General features: G+C 56.5%; 21 protein-coding genes and 1 tRNA gene. 7 read left to right on the top strand and 15 right to left on the bottom strand.

The window, feature by feature from the left end; genetic code table 11:
* Positions 1-6: 6 nt before the first annotated feature.
* The 8 genes from rfbC to E1958_RS05790 all read right to left on the bottom strand — a co-directional run bounded on the left by rfbC (position 7) and on the right by E1958_RS05790 (position 8,711).
* The gene (rfbC, locus tag E1958_RS05825; protein WP_133511042.1) at positions 7-564 is read right to left on the bottom strand and encodes a dTDP-4-dehydrorhamnose 3,5-epimerase; all 558 of its coding nucleotides are present in this window, start codon (positions 562-564) and stop codon (positions 7-9) included.
* A gap of 484 nt (positions 565-1,048) precedes the next feature.
* A complete protein-coding gene (gene rfbA, locus E1958_RS05820; protein ID WP_133511041.1) occupies positions 1,049-1,927 on the bottom strand; it encodes a glucose-1-phosphate thymidylyltransferase RfbA in 879 nt (292 codons plus the stop codon).
* The gene (gene rfbB, locus E1958_RS05815; RefSeq protein ID WP_133511124.1) at positions 1,924-2,982 is read right to left on the bottom strand and encodes a dTDP-glucose 4,6-dehydratase; all 1,059 of its coding nucleotides are present in this window, start codon (positions 2,980-2,982) and stop codon (positions 1,924-1,926) included. The genes rfbA and rfbB overlap by 4 nt, the downstream gene beginning before the upstream one ends.
* A gap of 72 nt (positions 2,983-3,054) precedes the next feature.
* On the bottom strand, positions 3,055-5,175 hold the full coding sequence (locus tag E1958_RS05810) for an acyltransferase family protein (protein WP_133511040.1): 2,121 nt from the start codon (positions 5,173-5,175) through the stop codon (positions 3,055-3,057).
* A 411-nt stretch (positions 5,176-5,586) separates the two neighbouring features.
* Positions 5,587-6,099, bottom strand: a complete 513-nt coding sequence (gene ssb / locus E1958_RS05805; RefSeq protein ID WP_133511039.1) for a single-stranded DNA-binding protein — start codon at positions 6,097-6,099, stop codon at positions 5,587-5,589.
* Between the two features lie 211 nt (positions 6,100-6,310).
* On the bottom strand, positions 6,311-6,538 hold the full coding sequence (locus E1958_RS05800) for a hypothetical protein (RefSeq protein WP_133511038.1): 228 nt from the start codon (positions 6,536-6,538) through the stop codon (positions 6,311-6,313).
* The gene (locus E1958_RS05795) at positions 6,531-7,274 is read right to left on the bottom strand and encodes a hypothetical protein (protein ID WP_133511037.1); all 744 of its coding nucleotides are present in this window, start codon (positions 7,272-7,274) and stop codon (positions 6,531-6,533) included. Before E1958_RS05795 ends, E1958_RS05800 begins: the two co-directional genes overlap by 8 nt.
* 51 nt (positions 7,275-7,325) lie before the next feature.
* Entirely contained in the window at positions 7,326-8,711 is a 1,386-nt protein-coding gene (locus tag E1958_RS05790; protein ID WP_243725239.1) for an MFS transporter, read from the bottom strand.
* A gap of 174 nt (positions 8,712-8,885) precedes the next feature.
* Here E1958_RS05790 and E1958_RS05785 point away from each other — a divergent pair, with 174 nt between their 5' ends.
* A complete protein-coding gene (locus E1958_RS05785; protein ID WP_207787683.1) occupies positions 8,886-10,004 on the top strand; it encodes a Fic family protein in 1,119 nt (372 codons plus the stop codon).
* A gap of 206 nt (positions 10,005-10,210) precedes the next feature.
* Positions 10,211-10,284, top strand: a tRNA-Gly gene (locus E1958_RS05780).
* 51 nt (positions 10,285-10,335) lie between these two features.
* On the opposite strand, the gene pdxA is transcribed toward E1958_RS05780, so the two are convergent.
* The 7 genes from pdxA to mutM form a co-directional block, all read right to left on the bottom strand.
* A complete protein-coding gene (gene pdxA / locus E1958_RS05775; RefSeq protein WP_133511035.1) occupies positions 10,336-11,385 on the bottom strand; it encodes a 4-hydroxythreonine-4-phosphate dehydrogenase PdxA in 1,050 nt (349 codons plus the stop codon).
* 143 nt (positions 11,386-11,528) lie between these two features.
* A complete protein-coding gene (locus E1958_RS05770; RefSeq protein ID WP_133511034.1) occupies positions 11,529-12,794 on the bottom strand; it encodes a four-carbon acid sugar kinase family protein in 1,266 nt (421 codons plus the stop codon).
* A 257-nt stretch (positions 12,795-13,051) separates the two neighbouring features.
* Entirely contained in the window at positions 13,052-13,834 is a 783-nt protein-coding gene (locus E1958_RS05765) for a DUF4351 domain-containing protein (RefSeq protein WP_133511033.1), read from the bottom strand.
* Positions 13,835-14,050: 216 nt separating this feature from the next.
* Positions 14,051-15,304, bottom strand: coding sequence for an ATP-binding protein (locus tag E1958_RS05760; RefSeq protein WP_133511032.1), 1,254 nt, complete (start codon positions 15,302-15,304; stop codon positions 14,051-14,053).
* 2 nt (positions 15,305-15,306) lie between these two features.
* Complete coding sequence (locus E1958_RS05755; RefSeq protein WP_133511031.1) at positions 15,307-18,084, bottom strand: TrlF family AAA-like ATPase; 2,778 nt, start codon at positions 18,082-18,084, stop codon at positions 15,307-15,309.
* Between the two features lies 1 nt (position 18,085).
* Positions 18,086-19,369: a nickel-dependent lactate racemase family protein gene (locus E1958_RS05750; RefSeq protein WP_165741753.1), complete on the bottom strand. Its 1,284-nt coding sequence runs from the start codon at positions 19,367-19,369 to the stop codon at positions 18,086-18,088.
* A 166-nt stretch (positions 19,370-19,535) separates the two neighbouring features.
* A complete protein-coding gene (gene mutM / locus E1958_RS05745) occupies positions 19,536-20,351 on the bottom strand; it encodes a bifunctional DNA-formamidopyrimidine glycosylase/DNA-(apurinic or apyrimidinic site) lyase (RefSeq protein ID WP_133511029.1) in 816 nt (271 codons plus the stop codon).
* A gap of 249 nt (positions 20,352-20,600) precedes the next feature.
* Here mutM and E1958_RS05740 point away from each other — a divergent pair, with 249 nt between their 5' ends.
* The 5 genes from E1958_RS05740 to E1958_RS21190 all read left to right on the top strand — a co-directional run bounded on the left by E1958_RS05740 (position 20,601) and on the right by E1958_RS21190 (position 24,297).
* Positions 20,601-21,032 carry a DUF29 domain-containing protein gene (locus E1958_RS05740; protein ID WP_133511028.1) on the top strand — a complete coding sequence of 144 codons (432 nt, stop codon included), beginning with the start codon at positions 20,601-20,603 and terminating at the stop codon, positions 21,030-21,032.
* Positions 21,033-21,142: 110 nt separating this feature from the next.
* The gene (locus E1958_RS05735) at positions 21,143-21,754 is read left to right on the top strand and encodes a 2OG-Fe(II) oxygenase (RefSeq protein WP_133511027.1); all 612 of its coding nucleotides are present in this window, start codon (positions 21,143-21,145) and stop codon (positions 21,752-21,754) included.
* 136 nt (positions 21,755-21,890) lie between these two features.
* Positions 21,891-23,735: a carbamoyltransferase family protein gene (locus E1958_RS05730; protein ID WP_133511026.1), complete on the top strand. Its 1,845-nt coding sequence runs from the start codon at positions 21,891-21,893 to the stop codon at positions 23,733-23,735.
* Between the two features lie 5 nt (positions 23,736-23,740).
* Positions 23,741-24,145 carry an SxtJ family membrane protein gene (locus E1958_RS05725; RefSeq protein WP_089724798.1) on the top strand — a complete coding sequence of 135 codons (405 nt, stop codon included), beginning with the start codon at positions 23,741-23,743 and terminating at the stop codon, positions 24,143-24,145.
* A complete protein-coding gene (locus E1958_RS21190) occupies positions 24,145-24,297 on the top strand; it encodes a DUF5989 family protein (RefSeq protein WP_256091487.1) in 153 nt (50 codons plus the stop codon). The genes E1958_RS05725 and E1958_RS21190 overlap by 1 nt, the downstream gene beginning before the upstream one ends.

Genomic DNA, 24,297 nt, shown 5'->3' with positions numbered 1-24,297 from the left:
TGCGGTTTACTTGTAGACGGGAAGACTGGCGGCGGGGACATCACGCAACAACCTGGCCTCCAGGTCCTTGGGAGACAGGTCGGGTTGACCGTCCAGCGGCCAATCGATGCCGATGTCGGGATCGTTCCAACGCACACAGAGCTCGGTTTCCGGGTAGTAGAAATCAGAGCATTTATAGGCGAACAGGGCAGCAGGACTGGTAACGTAAAAGCCATGGGCGAACCCGGCAGGAACCCAGAGCTGGCGCTTATTCTTCCGGGACAGGTGTACGCCCATCCAGCGCCCGAAGGTCGGCGAACCCCGGCGGACATCCACCGCCACGTCGAAGACCTCACCGCTGAACACCTGCACCAGCTTCCCCTGGGGATGCGGCCACTGCAGGTGCAGTCCGCGCAGCACCCCCCGACGTGAGTAAGACAGATTGTCCTGCACCAGGTCTCGTGGGATGCCGTGCCGGGCATAGTCGTCGCGCCGGTAGGTCTCCATAAAGAATCCCCGCTCGTCCCCGAATACTTTGGGTTCGAGAATCAGGACCCCCGGTAGCTCGGTGGCGATCACCTTCATGGCTGGTGCAGATGCTCTCACTCACCAATAACATTAAGCGGGCAGGATCACCCTGGAAGATTTAGCCGCAAATCAACGCAAATACACGCAAATGGATCAAGAATCAGCGATGGGTGGTGTTCCAGTCTTGTCGTTTCCGAATATAGGGGGCCTCGAAAAATTCCATGGTGGAGAATCTTTCAAGGTCCCCCGTACTCGGCAACAACAAGATTAAAACACTACCTCGGTGATGATAGCGAATCGATTTCGGCCGATTTGCGTTGATTCGCGTTTATTTGCGGCAAAAAATCATTTCCGATGGAAGAATCAAACCGAGGTTAGCGGTACTTCGGCACCACTTCACCTAAATAGTACAGGATTCACAGGATTTCCAGGATTCACAGGATGTTATAATTGTTATTTAAGAAAAATAATCCTGTTAATCCTGATCATCCTGTCAATCTTGTCCTATTAGCGGTTGGCACGAGGATTATGTCAACAGCCCCTAGCCATCCCGCGCCAGGAGCTCGAGGAGATAGTCGCCGTAGCCGCTCTTGGTGAGTGAATCGGCGATGATCGCAAGCTGATCGGCATCGATCCAGCCCTGGCGGTAAGCGATCTCTTCCGGGCAACAAATCTTCAACCCCTGGCGCAGCTCGATGGTTTCGATGAAGTTCCCCGCCTGTAGCAGCGACTCGTGGGTCCCGGTATCCAGCCAGGCGACACCCCGCCCCAGCTTCTCTAGAAACAGCTCCCCCTGGGCCAGGTATCGGTTGTTGAGATCCGTGATTTCCAGCTCGCCGCGGGCGGAGGGCCGCAATTCGGCTGCCAGATCGCACACTTGATGGTCGTAGAAGTAGATCCCGGTCACCGCGTAATTGGATTTCGGGTGCCTCGGCTTTTCTTCCAGGCCGACCACACACCCATTGGGGTCGAATTCCGCCACCCCGTAAGGTTGCGGGTCGCCGACCCAGTACCCGAACACGGTGGCCCCCTGCTCCCGCTCGGCCGCGGTCCGCAGCTGCCCGACCAGGCCCCGGCCGTAAAAGATATTGTCGCCCAGGATCAGGCAGCTCGGATGCGAGGCGATGAACGCCTTGCCGATGATGAAGGCCTGCGCCAATCCACCGGGTTTAGGCTGTTCCGCATAGTCCAGGCGTATTCCCCAGCGGCTGCCGTCCCCCAACAAGTCCCGAAAACACCGCTCATCGCGGGGCGTGGTAATGACCAGAATCTCGCGCATCCCCGCCAGCATGAGTATGGAAAGGGGATAGTAGATCATGGGCTTGTCGTAGACCGGCAGCAGTTGTTTGCTGATGGTGCGGGTCAAGGGATAAAGCCGGGTGCCGGCGCCGCCCGCGAGCACGATGCCCTTTCTGTTCATGGGGGGAACCCGAGACGCTCGCCTCGATAGCTGCCGTCCATGACGCGCTCGCACCAGGTCTGATGCTCCAGATACCACACCAGCGTCCGTCGCAGCCCGCTCTCGAAGTGCTCCTGCGGCTCCCACCCCAGCTCCGAGCGCAGCTTGTGCGCGTCGATGGCGTAGCGCCTATCGTGTCCCGGCCGGTCGGCGACGAACTCCTTGAGCTGCCCGTGGGGCCGGTAGGGCGAATCGGGCAGGAACTCATCGAGTAGCTCGCAGAGGATATCCACGACCTGCAGGTTAGTGTACTCGCTGTCTCCCCCCACGCCATAGACCTCGCCCGGACGCCCCGCCTCTAAGACCTGCCAGATGGCCCGGCAGTGGTCCGTGACATAGAGCCAATCCCGCACATTGGACCCATCCCCGTAGATCGGCAACCGCTCCCCCCGCAGGGCCTTCAAAATCACCAGAGGGATCAGCTTCTCAGGAAACTGATAGGGACCATAGTTGTTGGAGCAATTGGTGGTGAGCACCGGCAGGTCGTAGGTGTGATGCCAGGCCCGCACCAGGTGGTCCGCGGCCGCCTTGGAGGCCGCATAGGGCGAGTTGGGTGCATAGGGGGTCGTCTCGATGAAACTCCCGGTAGGACCGAGTGAGCCATAGACCTCGTCGGTGGAGACTTGCAGGAAGCGGAAGCCAGCCTTGCCGGCAACCCCGAGATCCGCCCAATAGGCCCGGGCACAATCGAGCAGGTTGAAGGTGCCCACCACATTGGTCTCGATAAAGGCGGCCGGACCCTCGATCGAGCGGTCCACATGGCTCTCGGCGGCGAAGTTGACCACGGCGTCCACCCGGTAGTCCCTGAGCAGGCGCCGCACCAGGTCGCGGTCGCCGATATCGCCCTCGATGAAGACGTGCCTGCCGTTGCCCCGCAACGGGGCCAAGGTATCCAGATTGCCGGCGTAGGTCAGCTTGTCCAGATTGATGACCTGGACAGCCGTCTCGGCGATGAGAAAATGGACGAAATTGGCGCCGATGAAGCCGGCGCCGCCAGTCACCAAGATGCTTCGCATGAAGGATTTGGAAGGGTTGGACATACCGAACCGGAGTTTCCCCGTATTCTTGAAGTCGATGCAGCATAAGTATCATCTAAAGGGAAATATATCAGAAATACTCCACCTATATGCAAGATAAAGGGCACCGCCTTTATTTACGTGATTTCCATCATTATACAACCTGGCCCCCTCATAATGAGTCCTGCAATACTCACCCTCGTTATCGCATAAAAAATCCGTTGGAAACATGGTGGCGACATTGCTAGATGATGCGATTTCCCTGATCGTATTCGTAACCCAAGCTAATCGCTTAAGAACAAGGCTTTTAGGCACAATGGCACAACGCTTCGTGAGCCCTTTTTCGGAGTACAGAATGAGCTGAAAGTTGTCACACTTCCACAATGGTATTTCGTGGTCCGCTACCTGGCCAAACACAATAGGTGTCAACCCGAGCTTTTTTATTTTATCTATTGTTTCGGCCAATCTCTTTTTAAAAGTTCTTTTGGAATCAGCAACACTGAATTTCGGGTCATCTTTATCTACCAACAAATGATGTGGTGGCCTTTTCTTAAAGTATATTCCTCGCTCAAACATCAAGTCCCATCTTGCGGATAGGATAACATATTCATACCGCATTGCATTTTCCTCAACAAACTCCTCCCAAATTCGAGTTTGCCTTTTACATGCCAACTGTATTTCCGGTTCATTTTTAATCGCCTCCGGCACATCATATAAATTGTAAGTATTGAAAATCGGAGGACATCCCCCTGAACTGCTGAAGATCGTCGTCCCCAGACCGTATTTTTCATATAAATAGTTTGCCATCCAATAGTATTGGCTAGCATGGCTATCTCCGATAATCAAAATGTCCTTCTTATCACCAAAATCGAGTACTGCCGACCACCTGTTGATCTTTTTGTAGTGGTCATGGAGTACGTTCTTTTTAGCGTGCTCATCAAGACCGTAAACATCCCCCAAGTCCGCTCCCCTGGAAACACGCCACTTCCATCCACTATTCACCCATACATAGGCTCCAAGTACCACCACCAGAAGCGTGAGCGATACACAAATGAAACCAACGGCTCCTTTGGATTGCGCACCGCCGGTGTACCTGGGTCTTCTGAACGGCTGCTCGATAAAATAATACATCATATAAGCTATGACAAAGGACGCAACCACTATTATGATTTTATCGCGCGCAACCAGCTCGTCGTATAGATAGTATTTATAGAAGACAATCAATGGCCAATAGGCTAAATAAAGTGAATAGCTTATAAGCCCAATGTTAACCGCGACTTTATTATTCAGCAGCTTACTGGAAAAAACCGCATTCCCTCCACTGTAGATAACCAACGCGCCCCCAACACAAGGAAGCAGCGCGTAATAGGATGGAAACAATGTTTCTTTGGTATAGAAAACGACAGAGATAGCGATAAAGACCAGCCCGGTCAGAAAAATGACATCTGAAACGATTCTGCTTTTCGGCTGAGTGTGAACGAACCACACTAGGCTGGCACCAATAGCAAACTCGAAAACACGAAATGGAGCAAGGTAAAAAATCGTTGCCGGACCCTCTTTTATCCATTCAGCTACGGTAGATGACAGGTCTGATATGAAGGAAACCCGTCCATCCAAAAAGATCTGATTCAGATAGAGGCTGAATGCGCCACTGATCATCAGGAAAATCGGCACACCGTATTTAAATCCAGTTCTCAACAAGGTGACAAGGACAATCGGCCAAAACAAATAAAACTGCTCCTCGACACTTAACGACCAAGTATGAAGCAACGGCTTAACGGACGATTCCAAATCGAAATAACCAGACTCACTCCAAAGATAGAAATTTGAAAGACTAATCGCCGCGTGCAGAAGTGAACCACCAAACCGCTCAAAGTGTTGCGGCGAAAACATAAGCAAAGCAAAAACAAAACTGACAACGAAGGTGAAGAACAAGGCTGGGAATAGACGCCTTGCCCGTCTCACATAGAAGTTTGAAAAACTGAATTTCTTTTTCTCTACTTCATCCTTAATCAAGCGCGAAATCAGAAAACCGCTGATTACAAAAAAAACATCTACCCCGACAAATCCGCCACTGAACATTTCCACATCGAGGTGAAACAACAATACCGAACTGACCGCAATCGCCCTCAACCCATCGATATCGGGTCTATAGCTTGCGCCACGCGTCTTTTCTCCCAAGGGCTGTATCAACTTTTTATCCTTGGTAAGCGCTCAAAAATAAGCAACACCTTCGATCACGAAAACCCATTGGCACCGACGGCAGGGTTCCATTTTCCGAGAACGCTGTCATGGCGCATAAACCTCGATGCCATTAAAGTTAAGCGTCACCGGCGCCATTTGTGAGAGAGGTATCTTTTCACCATGAGGCCAATCTGGGCGCGGGTGCGCTATATGGCTTCCAAGGTGGTGCGGGACGAAGCGAGTAGGATGCCGCTTAAACTGCGCTCGATGTGGCTGAACAAGCGGTGCTCGATCGGGTGCTACTTGGCGGTGTACGGCGGGTCAGGGGTGATACGCCGACGCAGACCCAACCGGGCGCTCAGCGCCACAAGGTCTTCCTTAAAATAGTCTGTAATCTCTCGGAACTTGACCCAGGCGCCATCAGAAAGGAATGTCGTCGTCGAAATCCGGCTTACCGGCCGGCTGAGAGCCACTGTCATCGGTCGCTTGGGAACCACTGCTGCTGCCAGTCGGGGGGGACCCAGTCGGTGCCGGTGCCGGTGCCGGTCCTCCCGGATCATCGGCGAAGGGCACTGACGCGCCCCCACCCCGGCTGTCGAGCATCTGCATGGTGCCGTTGAAATCCACCACCACCTCCGTGGTGTAGCGATCCTGCCCGTCCTGTCCCTGCCATTTGCGGGTCCGCAGCTTGCCTTCCACGTAGATCTTGGACCCCTTGTGCACGTACTGCTTGACGATCTCGGCCAGCTTCCCGAAGAAGACGACCCGGTGCCACTCGGTACGCTCCTGCGTCTCGCCGGTATTCCGGTCCTTCCAGGACTCACTAGTCGCCAGGCGCACGTTGGCGACGGCATCGCCGCTGGGCATGTAGCGGACCTCAGGGTCGGCACCCAGGTTACCAATCAAGATGACTTTGTTGACCCCTCTTGCCATATACCCTCCCATGCGATGGTGGATGTGCTCATTCCCACGCTCCAGCGTGGGAACGCCGTCTTGTCCGCTCCCGCGGACTCGCCTCCTCTATGCCGATAGGCGTTGGCTGTTAGCCTACCGAGGCGCTTAATCGACGCTGGAGCGTCGAGATTTGCTCCCACGCTGGAGCGTGGGGAGCCAGCCGACGTTTTTTCAGCCAGCCGGCTCGAAGTTACCTGACATCATGCTTGATTGCCCAGCGCAAAACATTGTCAATAAGTTCTTGGTAGTCCTGTTGGCCCGATTTGGCTTTGAAATACTCTACTAATCCGGTATCGATAAGAACCAATTGTCTCTTCGGCGCTGGTTTGAGCCCGATGCGGAAAACAGCACGTTCCATATCCTCCTCGGTAACTCGCGGATATTCATCAACGAAATCCACGCCATGCTTTTCAACCATCACGCCAAACTACTTCAGCTGCAGCGGAAACGCTGGGCTTGGAAAGCAACAACAAACTAAACCCTTTACCAAAGGCGGTTGTGATATTCCAGTCTAATCGTAACAAGATATCTTCGGTACCGTTGTGATCAAAATCACCGCGTCCCATCAACACATAGGTGATAGCCAAATCACCGCTAAGGATCGCTTTCGTGCTGTGAGAATCAATCGTGCTAGTCTCCAGCGCGGGCTCGGCATCTTTCAGCAACCCCTTTCGCCCATCGAGCGAGCTTCCTCCTAAATCGGGAATAGCCGTGGCGGGAAGACCTGCGATAAACGCATGGTCAAAAGCAGCAGGCCAATGACTTCGGGTGCCGGCAATTGCATTATGCCACATTGTGACCGCTTTGCAATTTATTTGCATTAATCGCCAAAGGTGGTATTGGTGCGTGGCTACATCGGTTGCGGGAGTTTTTTTCACATCATCACAGTTCTTGAACGAGATCGGATTGCCGCCGGCACCGTCGAGTTCATAGTCTATCGTTACAGTATCGCCGCCGCTACTCATTGAAACAAAGCCGACGAATTGGTCGGTATTAAAAAAATATCGTGCGTAATTTGGTTTGGCCAAGGTTTCATGACACTGGAGCGCGGGAGCCAGAGAAAAGAAGCTCGGATAAAGGACGTCTTGCTCTTTCGTCCGCAGATTACGCAGATTCGCGCAGATTTCTTGAAAGGGCCATGTACTTTTAACCACGCCCCGGATTTCAATAGCCTCGACGGCTTATTAGTCTGTAGCCGCAGCGTGTCATCCCGAGCGCAGCGTATGATTTTTCAATTCTGCCCAATCGAGGCGGCGCTTGTCCACCTTGAGATAAGCGAGCCCCTCGTCCATCGCTACCACCGCCTCTTCTACCCCCGGAATCCCCAGGAGGCGGCGTTGCAGGTCAGCACCCTCCGCTTGCGTTCCGGCACGGATACGCATGACCTGGCTGCTGACGGGACGCGGATTGACCATAGATTGGGCAACCAAGAACCAAACGACCGCCATTGCCGCACAGAACAGAAAGACCGCATCCATCCCGTAGGCCTGATGCACCCAACCACCCAGGAGTCCACCGCAGAAGGCCCCGGCAAACTGTGAAGTCGCGAACACACCCATGGCGGTACCTTTGGCATCGGCGGGCGCGAGCTTGGAAATCAGAGACGGCAGGGCGGCCTCCAATAGATTGAAGGCGGTAAAGAAAAGGAACAGAAAAAACGCCAACCACCACAACCCGACATCGAGCAGATAGAGCCCGGCAAGCGTCAGGGCCAGGGCCAGCACCGCCCCGAGAAAGACCGGCTTCATGCGTCCCTTCCCCTCTGCCTGGATGATGAAGGGCACCATCGCGACCATGGACAAGAGCAGCACCGGCAAATAGACCCACCAATGATGGGCGGCATCCAGACCTTGCCCCTCCAGTGACAAGGGGACCACCAGAAACAGAGACGTCATCATTATGTGCAGGATCAGCACCCCCAGATCCAGCCGCACCAGCTCCCGGGCCTTTAGTACCCGCCCGAACTGGCTCGCCACCGGCTCGGCATCCCGGTGCACGCTGGAGCGGTCGGGGGTCGGAACCACCAGGGCCAGGATCAACATACCGCCCACGGCCAGCCCGGCGGTGAGCCAGAAGATACCCACCAGGCCGATCCAGTGCCCCAGCACTGGCCCCAACACCAGGGCCAGCGCAAAGGCGACACCGATGCTCACCCCGATGCCCGCCATGGCATGGGTCCGGACCTCCTCCCGGGTAAGATCTGCTGCCAGGGCCATAACCGCGGCGGCGATGGCCCCGCTGCCCTGTAATACTCGCCCGGCGATCACCCCCCCGATGTCCTCTGCCAGGGCCGCCACCAGGCTGCCGAGTGCGAACAGGACCAACCCGCCGAAGATCACCGGCTTGCGGCCGATGCGGTCCGAAAGCATGCCGAACGGAATCTGGAGCACGGCCTGGGTGAGCCCGTAAGCGCCGACGGCGATCCCGATCAACAGCGGGGTCGCTCCGGTCATCCCTTGGGCATACAGGGCGAAGACCGGCAGGATCAGAAACAGGCCCAGCATGCGCAGCGCAAAGATTCCCGCCAGACCCGCGGCCGCTCGCCGTTCGGATCCCGTCATAGGCAGTACGGGTAGTCTGGAACGTCCCATGTAATCGGCCTTTCCTCCGACGCAAAAGATTGAATTATAGTAACAGCTTAGCCTGCGCCCGGTCCCGGCGGATTGGCGCTGGGGTAACTGTCAGGTCCCGTAGATTATGTGGAATTTTTTCACAGTCTCGGGAGCGTAGGAACGAGCCAAACAAGCATGCCGCGGAGGTGGTGCGTGAGCCCTGTCAACTATCATCGGGGCGGTTTCCCACCGGCTGAATTGAACTGGTCCCGGCTGATCCCGTTGATCGGTCCGGCCAATGCCGCCATTGCTCGCTATGAAGGGGTACTGCACGGCATTCCCAACGCCAATGTCCTACTCTCTCCGTTGACGGCACAGGAAGCGGTGCTCTCAAGTCGCATCGAGGGAACCCAGGCGACGCTCGGCGAGGTGCTGGAGTTCGAGGCGGAAGGAGCAGACGAGGACGAGAGTACGCCGAAGAAAGCGGATATCCGCGAGGTGCTGAATTATCGAGCGGCCCTGCAGGAGGCCGCGGCACGGCTTGCCGATCTTCCGCTGTCCCAACGCCTGTTGAAGGATACCCACCAAGTCCTGATGCAGGGGGTACGCGGGCGCCATAAATCGCCCGGCGAGTATCGGAAAGTTCCCAATTGGATCGGTCCCCACGGCTGCACGATCGAGGAGGCCCGTTTCATTCCCTGCCCGGCGAATGATCTACCGGAAGCCATGGCAACCTGGGAACGCTATCTGCATGACGAGGCCCCGGATCGATTGGTACAGCTCGCGTTGGCCCATGCCGAATTCGAGGCACTTCACCCATTCCTCGATGGCAACGGTCGTCTAGGGCGCCTTATTGTGCCGCTGTTTCTGTGCGAAAAGGGCTTGCTCTCAGCGCCGAATTTCTACCTCAGCGAGTACCTGGAGCAACATAGGGACAGCTACTATGAGCATCTTTTGGCTGTGTCACGTGATGGAGAGTGGAGTGGCTGGGTAGCGTTTTTTTTACGTGCGTTAATCGCTCAGGCGGAAACGAATCAGAGCCGTGCCCTGCAAATTCTGGAGTTGTACAACCAGCACAAGGACTGGATCGTGAAACAGACCCACTCGCAATATGCCATCCGTGCCCTCGACTGGTTTTTTTCCCGCCCGATCTTCAAGACCTCGGATTTCGTCGCCACTTCGGGCATCCCGAAACCGACGGCAAACAGGATCTTGCGCGAGGTGCGAGATGCGGGACTGCTGCTCGAGCTGCGGCCCTCCGGAGGACGGCGTGCTGCAGTGCTGGCATTTTCCGGGCTGATCAATATCGCCGAGGGGAATCGGGTACTTTGAGGCTCACCCATGAACGGCTAGGGCGTTAGCGGATCACGTATGACAAAATATGAGCCACAAAATCGGATGTGACCAGCTCGAGCCATCAGGCTTCCATCACTGCACCAACGCGAGCTCTCGCCCCACCGTTGGAAACTCTCGACTCACCAACACCGAGATCGACACTTGCAAACGCCGAGGATTCCTCCCTATACTCAAGGCCACCCGCGGGTGTAGTTCAATGGTAGAACCTCAGCTTCCCAAGCTGATGACGTGGGTTCGATTCCCATCACCCGCTCCAGATCATCGACCGTCCCCGAGGTTGATGCCCGGAAGTCAAGGGACGCGCCATTTACGAGCGACGCGACAGCAAAGCCGCGAGCCGGATCGCCTCCAGCATGGATTGGGGGTTGGCGGAACCTTTGCCCGCCTTGTCGAATGCTGTGCCATGATCGACGGAGGTGCGCACGATCGGCAGGCCAAGGGTTAGGTTGACCCCGGCCAGCTGTCCCCAGACCCCGGTGGCTGCATCATAGTGAAAGCCCATCAGCTTGGTCGGGATATGTCCCTGGTCGTGATACATCGCCACCACCGCGTCGTATCGACCCCCGCGCAGCTTGGAGAACAGGGTATCCGCCGGTAGCGGTCCCTCCGCCTGGATGCCGGTCGCACGTGCGGCGGCTACGGCCGGGGCGATTTCCTGCTCGTCTTCCGTGCCGAACAGGCCGCCCTCGCCGCAGTGGGGGTTCAACCCGGCAACGGCGATGCGCGGGGCCGCGATGTCCATGTGCACCAGGGCTCCATGGGTCAGCTCGATGACCTTCAGAACGCGGGGGGTCTTTACCCGGTCACAGGCCTCCCGCAAGGAGACATGGGTAGAAACATGGGTGACCCGGAAATCGCCTTCGGCGAGCATCATGGTAAAGTCCGCGGTCTGTGTTAGATCGCCGTAGAGCTCGGTGTGGCCGGCGTAGCGGCAACCCCCGGCGTTGAGTGCCGCCTTGCTGATGGGGGCCGTGACGGTTCCGTCGATCTCCCCGGCCAGCGCCAGGGCGATGACTTTGGCCACATAGTCGAAGGATGCTTTGCCCTGGACCGCGGTCACTGCCCCGAGCCGCAATGCCGACAAGGGCAGCTTCCCCAGATCCAGCACATCGACGGCACCATACTGGTAAGCCGCGTCCGCTGGTTGGCCGCAGGCCCGTACCTGGAGCCCCAGACCACAAAAGCCCACCGCATCGCGCATGATCTCCGCGTCGCCGACCACCAGCGGCCGACAGAGGTCATAGACGGCCGGGGAGTCGAGCGCCTTGGCGCAGATCTCCGGACCGATACCGCCGGGGTCGCCCATGCTGATGCCGAGTAGTGGCCTAGTCCGGCAGTGCTGAAGTGGCGATGACATAGGAATTATTTTTGCCGCAAACGGATGCCAATAAACGCAAATATCAATACAAATAGACCCAAGTGCGGATAAATCTTCCGTGAGAGTCCTGCTCGTTCAATGTTACCGGTAGTTGAGAGCATCTGTACTCGATAGCTCACTCGTCATCCAACCCCTCCGGACAAGCGCTCGTAGAGCACAACCAAGGTTTGTTTTTCGCCGAGTGCACCAGCCTTAGTGACCACGGGTAGGCCGTCGGCTATACCGCCCACCCAGCGTCCGAGCACCAGGCCGGGCAAGACTTCCCGTTGCAACTCGATGGCCTCACCGCCGGCTGCACGGCGAACAGCATCGGCCGTCTCGCCGCCGGAAAGGAACAACCCATCCACCGGCCCGGCCCGCATGATCTCCAACGCCAGGCCCCCCAATCCTGCAGCGGCCCGTTTGAGATCCGGCGTGGGGCTTGCGGACGGCAGCGACCGGACTGTAACTACCAGGACCCCGCCGGTCCAGGCCGAGCGCAGATCGGCCACGCAACGCTGGCGGTCCCGGACCGAGGCCGTGATCAACCACTCGAACGCCAGCTCGTGGCGTACACCGGGATATTTGTCCAACAGGGCATCCAGCTGTTCGCGGGTCGCCTGAGCGCCGGTTCCGCAGACCATCAGTAGCCGTTCCAGGCCGGATACAGACACCGGCTCGACCATTCGCTCAGAGGCAAGCTGCCCCACCAGACTGGCCGCCAGGCCGGCCGAGCCCACCGGCAGCAGGCGCTCCCTGTTCCGAACCACCAGTACCGCGATCTCATCGAGATGCGTCTGGGTAGCGGCGTCACAGACGATCAGCCGGCAGCCGCGCTCGCGTTCCCGTTGGACTGCGCGTTGCAGACACCCAGGGTCACCATAGGCGTCCATATCGACCCGACCGATCCCATACCGGCTCTGGTGCGCCAGGACCTCGGCAACCGACGAGCAGGTGACGGGCGTCAGCGGATCGCTTGCAAATTGGGTCTGTGCCAGCGGTGTGCCGTACACCCTCTGGATACCGCCGATCGTGGTCCGACCCTGGATCGGGAGCGCCGGTGCCACCAGGGCTGCATCGAGCCCGAGGGTGTCGAGCAGGACGTCGATCTCCGCGCCCAGGTTGCCGCGCAGGCAGGAATCGATCTTCTTGTAGATCCACCGCGGGTGCGGGTCGGGCAGGGCCCGCGCCGCCAACCGCACGCGCTTGCCGGCCTCTGGTACGGACAGGCCGCGGGTCGCCGTGTAGACGCTGATGCCGGTCGCCGTAGCCAGCCAAGGGCGTCCGGGCGATAGGGTCTCGACGGGCAACAGATAGATCGGCACTCCGATGGCGGCGAATTGCACCCCGGTATCGGCGGCACCGGTGAGATCATCGGCGATAACGGCTACATCCAGACCGGATGACACAGGATTCGTTCCCGTTGCTAACTTGGCACCTTGGAAAATACAGTTTTCGTAGACGGCATGTTTGTATAATCAATAGGATACGCGACGCCATTTTCACATCCACGCTCGTCGAGACAGTCCGCACCGACCGGCGCGGAGGTTTCGTCAGCAAGCGTTAAAGGGCACCTTGAAAAATAGGTGTTTTCACCAATCGGGAGACCCTAAGCCGTTGATTATTCAAGCGTGCCGCTGACGAAAATCGTATTTTTCAAAGTGCCCTAAACATGGCGCTTCAGCCAAGCGGTCAAATCGCTTGTGGCGCGGAAATCCAACAGGGCCTCGGCCAGCGCTGCCAATCCGTCGCGATCGAGCCGGCGAATCCGTTGGCTATCCTGTTCCGGGATTTGCCCAACCGCGCGTCGGAGCTGACGCAGAATCAACGCCAGCTCACCCGCTTCCCGACCCTCTTCCCGCACGGCATCCAGGTCCGGGTAGCCACGCCGCTGCAGCAGATTTCGCAGTGCGGCCTCGTGGGCTGCGTCGGGGTCGTACAGGGCCTCTACGGGTACCGGGTTGGCGAGGATCCCCGGGGCCTCTAGCTGCTCTCCGGGATACGCCTGGGAGGGGGGAATGTGCGGCTCGTATACCTCGACCCGGCGTGGTCCGGTCAAGCGCACGACCCAGACGTAGCGCGTCCCCGCCCCGAGCAGGGCGCGAATCTTTGCCTGCAGGTCCGGTTCGTCCTGACCGACGTCGGCATACTCCACCGCCAGCGGTGGCGCACCGGATACCCAACCCGGCTCGTCCGGGACATTGCCCACGGCGATATCGGGGGCGCGCAGGTTTTTCTCGTCTGGCGTGAATCCGGCATCGAAACCGGCCGATTCCACGTCCGGATCGGTTTTCAGCGCCAACCCCCCGTTCAGATTTGCCTTGGCGTGCCGCCCACCGCTGGGCAGACACTCGATGGGATGGCCGTCGTCGAGCTCGTAAGGATCGCCGTCACGCAGCTGGTCCGCGCGGAAGGGACCGGTGGGATAGTCTTGTTGTTTAGCTAACATTGGGATTGAGTCCCCATGATTTCGGTAGCTCCTGAACCATTATAGTACCCCGTTTCGTTTGCTATTGCTGTAGGGAACGCCCTCCGTGGCGTTCCAAACAGTTTGCGGAACGGCACGGAGGCCGTTCCCTACACATGAAAAATCAGGTGAAATGGGGTAATAGGGTGGCTGTGCGTTTTTCCCTACTCCTGCAAATTAGTCACTTAGACTTAACTGTCAACAGGCCCCAGGTGGCCTTGCCGCAAACAGGGTCAACATCAGCTCGGAATCATCGATCAGGCGATACTTCGGCAGCCGTCCCGATAGTTTCTCGCTTTCAGACAGGATAATGGGTACCCCTTCACCCCGCTTGTCCATGAGGCACTTGCGGTTACCGGGAAAGTTTTCAAACGGCATTGAGCAGCGGGCAAGCAAGCTGGTCAGCAGCTCATTGCGGGCCGCCTGTCTCAGAGGAAGGCTCTCGATCGTCATCGTGTTCGGAATCGTACCGGGCGAAAACAGTTCGAGCCGGTCCGAAAACATGTGCAGACGAACCTTCGAGCTTTGAATCGAATAATCCCGGTGCGCGACGGCATTGACCAGGGCCTCGAACACGGCTTGCATTGCATATTGTGGAAGATCACGCCGTGCCGGTTCCTTCAGCGCGTACACCTTCATGTTCTTCTCGACGAACCGGTAGGCCTCGGCGATTTGCACATCCAATGGTCCTACGATGTCCTTGGCGTCCAACTGGTAGGCGGCATTCCGCTCGGTGCCTCGATAGGCGACCGCCTGAATGAAGGCATTGGTGATGAACTCGTCAGGTTGCTCGCTCGCCATCAGGAGGCCGCTGACGCTTGGATGGATTTTTCCATCCTCATCCTGAATGAGAAGCCGGAGCTTGAGTAAAAACTCCTCGTCGTCACTCGGAGATAGCGGCGTTTTGAACCTTTCCCACAGCCTTTTTTCCAGGCAATCCTGCGGCGCAATCGGAACCGCCTGCTCATCGAATCGGATGATTCTGGTCTGGCTGCGTTGCTGAAAGAGCCGGGCCAGAACGTCCGGTGCCATCTCACGCTTCGAGCTGCCGATCCGATGAAAGTAGCCGCCTGGGCTTTTATGGACATAAAGACTCCTGGGGACATCGACACGAAGGATAATCCGTTCGATACTGTCGTCCGTGGTGACCGGAACCTTTCGAATCCGGCAGACCAGCGCAGGTGTAATCAGATCGTTGCAGACATCTCTTATCCAGGTCTCGACGGCATCCAACTTTTCTTCCGGGATGCCGACCATCGAGCCGGATTTGTCATCGACGCCCAGCACAAAGACACCACTGGCGGTATTGGCCATCGCGGCCAGCTCATCCGCCATGCTGTCTCGGTGCGGACCGGAAATCCGGGGACCCTTATAGTCGAGGCTCTTCAATTCCAGCGCGGAATCCTCTCCCAGTCGGATTTGCCTCAACAATTCATCGGTGGTCTCGAACATACCTAAACTTCCAAGGTGATTCGCTGATAGCGCTTGTCGAAGGCCTCGGGGCCACCTTCCATGATGGCGCAGATCGCCTCCCGGATACTCGCTTCTTCAAGCCCGCCCTGGCGATCGATTTGCACCTGTCCGCCTCCAAACTCGAGTACATGCACCAGCTCCGCATCACCGTTGACGACGATATTGGGGTTGTGGGTCACGATGATGAGCTGGCGTCGGTTTTTGTTCTCGTGGATCTGCTTGACGATCAGGTCGTAGATCAGGGAGTTATCCAGGTCGTCTTCAGGTTGGTCGATGACCAGCGGCTCGTTGCCATAGCTCAGCAAGAAGGCCAGGATCGCCGCGGCCTTTTGCCCGGCGGACGATCCTTTCTCCAGATTCTCGAATTTGCCGGAAGCCTGGTTTTTGGAATACTTGACCCGCAGCAGGTCTTCCGGCCACCAAGCATCAAGCTGGTCGAAAACAGCCGGTTGGGTATCGAGTAACTTCTTCAAGCGATTACCGAATGCACCGTGATTGCCGGATGCTCGACCTTCGGCGATCGCGAATGTCTCCGATTTGATGGTAAAGATAAGCTGCGGCAAGTCGGACTCAGGGGTCTTGGTATCCTCCCAGTCGTAGAGTTTCCAGAGAATACCTTGCCTAGTTTCACGATCACATACGGACCTGATGAATTTTCCTGTGTCGAGATTGAGCAAGGAGCGATAGTCCTCTTCCAAGGTGCTTACATCGCCGAACGGGACCAGCTCCATCCGCACAAAGGCATTGGAGCCGATGACCCTGTCGAGAAAACCCTGCCGCTTATCCTGTAACTCCGTTCGCAGCTCCAGAAGCCGTTTACGGGTTTCATCGATCTCTTTTTTAGTCGCTTCCAGCTCTTTACGAACAGAACCCAACTGGTTCAATAGCTGTTGCAATTGGTTGCGTTGCTGGACCCAGTCACCGTAAAGAGAGAGACTCAGTGGGCTTTTCTTTTCCTCATACTCCTTGACCAGTCCTTCGTAGGTGTCGGTACTCTCCTGGACCGCCCGATACCAGGCGCTCGATAAAATGCGCTCTGTCCTCTGGGCCTTTAACACATCGACGCCCGCGGCGAGCTTACCGAGTGCATCACCGACCTCTTTCAGCTTTTGTGTGGCCTGTTCGTGGATGGATCTGACTTCGGCCGTCGTCTCATCCCGATCATCGAACAAGTGGGCCGGGAAATCCGATAATTCGGCATTTGCGGCAAGCCCCCGGATACCTGCGGCAAGCTCATCGAAAACCCGGTCGTCCGGCAGGCCGTTTTTCTGCCGGCTACGCTTCTGATAGTGTTTGAGTATCTCGCCGTGGCCCTTTTTTTCATACTGATCGAGATCGTTTTCGACATCCCCCAACCTGGCGCGAATTTGCCGCTCCTCAGCAAGCTGCCGTGACAGCGCTCTTTTCCGTTCTCTCAGCTGAAGAAACCGGCTTTTCTCACTTTTCCAGCGAGATTCCCATTCCGCGCGATCCACCTCGGGGGCACGGTCCACGACGGCCAGGAGTCCCCGTGGGTTCGACGCAAGCTCGTTGATCTGCCTCTGGCTGAAGATGCTGATCGGGAAACGCCCTTTGAGGTCGGCTGCCTCGCTCTCCTGCCAGCCGGTCTCGGATTGCTCCTCCAAGACCATGCCTTGGCCATCGAACCGCCATCGCAATCGATAATTTTTTCCGCGCCGGTGCAGTGCGAGCAGGATTTCCGTGTCATCCAGCATGACGCCCTTGTCCCGCGACAGGGCCATGAACTTATCGAGCTCGTCCTTTACCCGCGGGGCCTCGGCGGCCAGGTTTTGGTCACGGCGGGAAGCGATACGGATGGATTCGAGCAGGGTGGATTTTCCGGTTCCCCGGCCACCGATCACCGCATTGAAATGGGGATGCAGTGGGGTGACGAATGGGCGGCCACTGATACGCCCACAATGACTCATGTTCCGAATGGTCAGCTGGGATAGGAAAATGTCGGGCCGGCGGTTCGGGTCTTCCGATTGATTCCTTACGCAGAATTCACGGTCTATGAGCGCCAGCCGCAAGCCTTCGATCGACGGACGGCCCATCTTCAACCAACTGAAGTACTTCCCGATTTCATCTGGCCTGTGGGCATCGGAACCAGCCACCTTGGCAAGGCGATCAACCGCCTTCTTCAAGGAAGATTCCGCCTGGTCGAATTTGTGAAGGTCGCGGAACTCGGCGGCATAGACGGCCTGCAAGCTCCTTTTCAACTCGGGTGTCAATGAGCTAACGCCCGCGAGTAGTCCTTTTGATCCATCGATGTGGGCAGGAATAGCAATCCCGCCTGCCTCCTTGATCTTGTCTACCGTATCGACGAAGCCGGTCCTCGTGGATGTCTTCTGATCGTCACCGAATCCGGTCGTAATCCCACAGGACCCCAGAACGCTGGTAATCTTCTGACTGCCGTAGCTTGGATCGAAAACGGCAAGCAGATGGACCCGGCTGCTGCTATCGGCAACATTGATCTCGACCCCGGGAAAGATAGTCAGCGCCCGATACCAATCGGGCTTGGCATCCAGGTCGCGCAGCCCCTCGTTCTTCGCCTTCAACGCATCGATCCATTCACCCGAGTTGTGATCCGTCACCACCACGCAATCGAGACCGGATTGCATGGTCTGTTTCAGCCAGGCTTCCGGCTCGATAGCTTTGAAGGAATCATCCCCACAGCCATAATCACTCGATTTGGGCGTGTGCGTGTGAAAGTCGAACTTCCACCACTTGCTGCCCAGGAAACTCCGTTCATCACTCATCTTATTCTCCCTCTGCAACAGGACCGATGGGCAGCAGCTCCGGGGCGTGGGTGAGCACGGTCAGGCGGGCGTCGGGTCCCTGCCGTCGCAGGGCCTCCTCCACCGCCCAGGCCAGGGTCGGCGCGTGGGTATGGCCGAGTTTCGCTTTTTCCTCCGGCGTGATGCCGGGCGAATAGTTGATCACCGAGGTCTGCTCCCGGACCATGGCCCAGGCGATGGCGAGCGCACAGGCGACCCCGTTGGTAAGGCGTCCGTCCCGGTAAGCGGCCTTGATGGCGTGCGATGGCCAAGCCGTGAAATCCAAGAGCTCGGTATGCACCGGGCTGACCCCTTCCGGTGCCGGTGTACAGACGATGATGGTGCCGCCCGGCTTGACCATACGCTGCCCCGGATACAGGGACTTGTGCGACTGCCAGAAATCCAGGTCGCAGGGGTGGGAGTTGGCCAGCACAATGTCCGGGGTCTCGTGGTACGGGACCCCGTAGAGCTCCCGTGCCAGCTTCACCCCCGCCTTGAATGCCGGGCGCATGGCTCCGTAGAACAGGCCCACCACATCGCCTGCGTCGTTCAGCACCGCGTTGAAGATGGTGTGCAGGCCGACCCGGTCTGCCATGTCGTCCATATCGCGGCGCACCGGGTTGTCCTCGATGCCGAGATAGGAATCGCCCCCGCTCTCGCAGGAGAGTAGATGGGTCTCCGCGGTGGTGCGGTCGCCGCATACGCCCGGCTGGATGATCTTGGACGAGCCCGAAAACCCCGGAATATGGTGGGGCACGATGGCACCCAGGCCGATCACCACATCCGCCTCGACCACCGCCCGGTTTACCAGCAGCGGCGTGCCCTGAGACGAGGTGCCGAGATCCACCAGGGCCTGGGGGTCGCGCCACTCGTGATTGAAGACCCGGATCTGCCCGAAGACGGCATCGCCCACCTTAGCCCGCAGCTCGGCCTCCGTCATGTAGCGGTGGGTGCCCAGGGCCATGATGCAGCCGATATGGGCGTCTGGCACCCCGGCCGCGTGCAAGCGCCGCAGCAGTGCCGGCAGCATCCGGTGCACGGGTGTGAGTCGGGTCGCATCGTCGCTGACGATAAGGACCCGGTCTCTGGGCTTGACCCAGGCCTCCAGTGGGGGTTGCGCGATCGGCGTGTCCAACGCGGCCTCGATGGCCGCATCCAGATCCGGCACCGCCCGACTGGGTTTCGGGCTGAGTACCTCGGCCAGATTCCGATCCGGAATCTTCAGCTCATGAGGTTCGCCGCCGAAGGGGATCTTGAGAGTTGTCATGTGAGGGTCCATCCAATGTGCGATTGTTTCACTGTAAGTTTGCGATATTCGCTTTTCTCACACCAAGCCGCAAAGACACGAAGAATGCTTCTTTATTTCCCTTGTTCCTCTCTCAATCCTTGTATCCCTTTGTGACTTGGTGTCTTTGTGTGATGCTCTTAACCACTTAACTCTGGCACTTCGGGCAATAGAAGCTGGATCTTTGTCCGATCCGGCGCCGCCGGATGGGCTTGCCGCACCTGGGGCAGGGCTCTCCCGCGCGGCCATAGACCTTCAGGGACCGCACAAAGTAGCCGGGGCCACCGTCATCCCGCACGAAATCCCGCAGGGTCGTGCCGCCCTGGTCGATGGCGCTCGTGAGCACCCCCCGGATCTCAGCCGCCAGCCGCCGGTAGCGTTCGCGGCCGATTCGATTGCAGGGGCGCGCCGGGTGGATTCCCGCGCGAAACAAGGATTCGTTGGCATAGATATTACCCACGCCCACCACCAGATCCGCATCCATGATAAAGGTCTTGACCGCACATCGCCTGCCGCGGGCGCGCCCGTAGAGATAGTCACCGTCAAAACCAGACTCCAGCGGCTCGGGTCCTAGGTGCGCGAGCAGGGGATGGTCCGCAGGCGGCTCAGGCGTCCACAGAAAGACCCCAAAGCGACGCGGATCACGCATACGCAGGCAACTGCCGTCCCGTAGGCATAGGTCCAGGTGATCGTGTTTCGCGGGTGGGATATGGGATGCTAGCACCCGCAGGCTGCCGGACATCCCCAGATGGATCAGGATGGTTCCGCGCTCCAGCTCCAGCAGCAAATATTTGCCCCGACGCCCCAGTTCCAGGATGTGCTGGCCGCGGACTTGGTGCTCGGTATCCGCGGGCACCGGCCAGCGCAAGCGGCGTTCCCGCACCAGCAGGCGGTCGATGCGGACCCCGCGCAGGTGGGGGGCGATCCCGCGCAAGGTAGTCTCTACCTCCGGTAGCTCGGGCATGCTGGACGCACTTCGTTTTCCGCAAAATCCATAAGTGAGGAGTATAACAAGCTCAGAGACAAGGACCTGTCGGCACAGCTCTAAGAGGCTGTCCAAAGACCAACCCATTGATTTTGCATGATTTGAGTTGTCTTCTATCCGGCCCGACGGATTGCAAGCCAACCCCACGAATATATCAATCTAAAGAGTCAGTTCTTAGGCAGTCTCTAAAGCTATAATGCTCTATACCAGCACGAAGCGGGGAATCCGATGACCACTTCGCATTACGAACAAGACTTTTTCGCCTGGTCCCAGGAGCAGGCGGAACTTCTGCGTGCCCGGCGCTACAGCGAGCTCGATAGCGACCATCTGCTGGAAGAGCTGGAAAGCATGGGAGCGAGAGAACGTCGTGAACTGGTCAATCGACTCAAGGTCCTACTGGCACATCTCCTCAAATGGCAGCATCAATCCCATCGGCAGTCCAGGAGCTGGGCAGCCACCATCAAAGAACAACGCCTGTCCATCCAGGACTTACTCGAGGACAACCCAAGTCTGCGCGGTATCCTGGATCGGCAGATTCCCAAGGCCTACCGTTTAGCACGATTGGTGGCCGCCAAAGAGACCGACCTGGACGAAGCCGCGTTTCCGGAGACCTGCCCATTTTCCTGGGACGAGATATGCGACGAGGACTACTTGCCCTAGGGCATGTTGACGTTTAACCTTCGATAGGTCCGGTTCCCCAAACAGCGCCAAACAATGCAGGATTGCTATTTGGAGCGTAGAATCGGCATGGCACAAGGAGAAATTTGTACATGCTTGACCAACTAACGTTACTCGAGCGGTTGGGTGTTTTCATCATACGAGACTTTATCGATATCCAACTTTGCCGGCAAATGCTGGCGGAGGCTCGGCAAGTAAAGAGATTCCATCCCGGCCTTGTTTCCGAAGAAAGAAAACTGGATGAAAACACTCGTAAGGTTCTGGTAACCAGGTTGTCCAAACCCGTTGTTCAAACCGTAGGAGGTAAACTAGGCGCGATCAAGCCGCAATTGGAAGCAAAATTCAAGGTGGAATTGGTCGATCATCAGGGACCTGATTTTCTGTTTTACCGAGAAGGTGGCTTTTATGGGCCACACAGAGACCGAGCGGGCGGTGATTCAAAAAGGCGACGGGTTACTGTCGTCATCTTTGTCAATGGCGAACGACAGGCTGGAAAATCGGACGCTGCAAAAATCGATGCCTACGAAGGCGGAAATTTGGTATTCTACAGCCTATTGGAAGGTGAGAGAGCCGCCCGGATCGGTTTATCCCTAAATGGTCAACCAGGCCTGCTGGTCGCCTTCGACAGTGCGGTGCTGCACGAGGTCAAGCCCGTGACGAGGGGGGATCGGGTGACGATTGCCACTTGGTTTTTAGGAGAATAGAAAAGGGTTCTTACGTGTCATGTCCGGGGAACAGACGCTACATGAACACCCATGAACCGGATTTTTCAAGGTTCCCTAAGGTCTATCTTTATAGACGGCCTTTGAGGTGGAAACTGCTGGGGTAGCGAGATTTTCGATGTATATACTTGGCATTTCGGCCTATTATCACGATAGTGCGGCAGCACTGGTTGCGGATGGAGACATCTTGACCGCAGTACAGGAAGAGCGCTTTTCCAGGAAAAAACACGATGCACGTTTTCCTGTCAATGCGGTTAAGTGTTGCCTAAAGGAAAACAAGATCAGCTTGAGCGATGTCGATGCAGTCGTATTTTACGATAAACCACTGGTCAAATTCGAACGCCTGCTTGAAACCTATTTATCGTACGCACCGAAAGGGTTCCGCTCGTTTTTAGCCGCAATGCCGATATGGTTAAAGGAAAAGCTCTTTCTAAAGACAACACTCAAAAGAGAGCTGGCCGAGCTCGGTGGGTGTGCCGTCCCGGATCTTCCCCAGCTATTATTTGCGGAGCATCACCAATCACATGCCGCATCCGCTTTTTTCCCCAGCCCCTATGAGAAGGCAAGTGTGATGTGCCTGGACGGTGTGGGTGAATGGGCGACCACATCGGTTTGGTTAGGCGATGGAAATCGATTGACACCACACTGGGAAATCGATTTCCCACATTCGCTGGGTCTCCTCTATTCCGCATTTACTTATTATACGGGTTTTAAGGTCAACTCGGGCGAATATAAGTTGATGGGTCTTGCGCCCTATGGGGAACCAAGGTACCTAGACCTCATTTACGATCACTTGTTGGACCTAAAAGAAGATGGTACCTTCCGTTTGGATATGAGTTATTTCAATTATGCGACGGGTCTGACCATGACCAATGCAAAGTTCCACAGGTTATTCGGCGGTCCGCCACGTAAGCCGGAATCGGAACTTACCCAACGTGAGATGGATATTGCACGTTCTATCCAGATTGTGACCGAAGAGGTCGTGTTGCGTTTGGCAAAGACGATTCAAAAAGAACAGGGCACTGATTACTTATGTATGGCCGGCGGTGTTGCATTGAACTGTGTTGCAAACGGTCGAATCTTACGCGAAGGCCCCTTTCGAGATATATGGGTTCAACCGGCTGCGGGTGACGCAGGTGGTGCGTTGGGTGCAGCCTTAGCGGCGTGGTACGAATACAAAGATATGCCACGCAAACCGAATGGCAGCGATGCTATGCAGGGATCTTATCTAGGCATGAAATATGCTGACGAAGCAATCAAGTCTTATCTGGATTCTGTCGACGCAAAGTATGAATACCTGAAAGATGGTTCACTCATGCCACGACTCGTTGGAATTTTAGAAGATGGAAAGGTCGTCGGCTGGTTTCAAGGACGCATGGAATTCGGGCCGCGTGCCTTGGGTGGGCGTTCCATCATCGGTGACCCGCGCAATCAAGAAATGCAATCGGTCATGAATCTAAAGATCAAATATCGGGAATCGTTTCGGCCTTTTGCCCCCGCGGTACTGGCCGATCGTGCCGACGATTATTTCGAAATCGATAAAGAACAGAAAAGTCCATACATGCTGATCGTTGCGCCGGTGAAACCGGAGCATCGGATTCCTATGACCGAGGAGCAACAAGAATTATTCGGTATCGAAAAATTAAATGTACCCCGTTCGAATCTGCCGGCCATTACCCATGTGGATTATTCGGCTAGATTGCAGACCATACACAAGGAGACCAATCCACGGTTTTACAATCTGCTAACCGAATTTGACCAGCGAACGGGCTGTCCGGTGTTGGTGAATACCTCGTTCAATGTGCGTGGCGAACCGATCGTGGAAGACCCGGAAGATGCCTATCGGTGTTTTATGCGTACGGAAATGGACTATTTGGTATTGGAAAATTATTTATTGAAGAAAGAAGATCAGCCCAAATGGGAAAAGGACGATTCCTGGATGAGTGAGTTCGGGTTGGATTGAGTGCCATGTCTGCAATCGAACGGCTTGATCGGGAAGGGCTTAGAAAGTTCGGTCTAGTAACAGGCGCCATCGTCCTGGTCCTGTTCGGATTCTTGCTGCCCTGGATTTTCGGTCATGGGTTACCTCGTTGGCCATGGTATATTGCAGGTGCGCTTTGGGTGCCGGCATTATTATTACCCGACTTACTTAAACCCGTGTATATTGCTTGGATGCGGTTCGGTATGGTGTTGGGTTGGATAAATACGCGGATCATATTAGGTATTTTATTCTATATTCTATTTACTCCCACTGGTTTATTGTTGAAAGTATTGCGTGTTGATGCGATGCGACGGAAGTTGGATGCACGCATGAAAACATATCGTGTGGAGAGTAGAAAACAACTCCCTGACCATATGGAAAGGCCATTCTGATGTTAGAATTATTGAAAGATCTGTGGGCGTTTATGAAAGTCAGAAAGAAATTCTGGCTGGCACCGATTATCCTGACCTTATTGCTGTTGGGTACACTCGTAGTGCTATCGCAAGGTTCGGCCGTCGCGCCCTTTGTTTACACACTATTCTAA

The sequence above is a fragment of the Candidatus Thiosymbion oneisti genome (assembly GCF_004359955.1).
In the GTDB taxonomy this organism is placed as follows: Bacteria; Pseudomonadota; Gammaproteobacteria; order Chromatiales; family Chromatiaceae; genus Thiosymbion; species Thiosymbion oneisti.
This window is presented reverse-complemented; position numbering and strand designations above follow the sequence as displayed.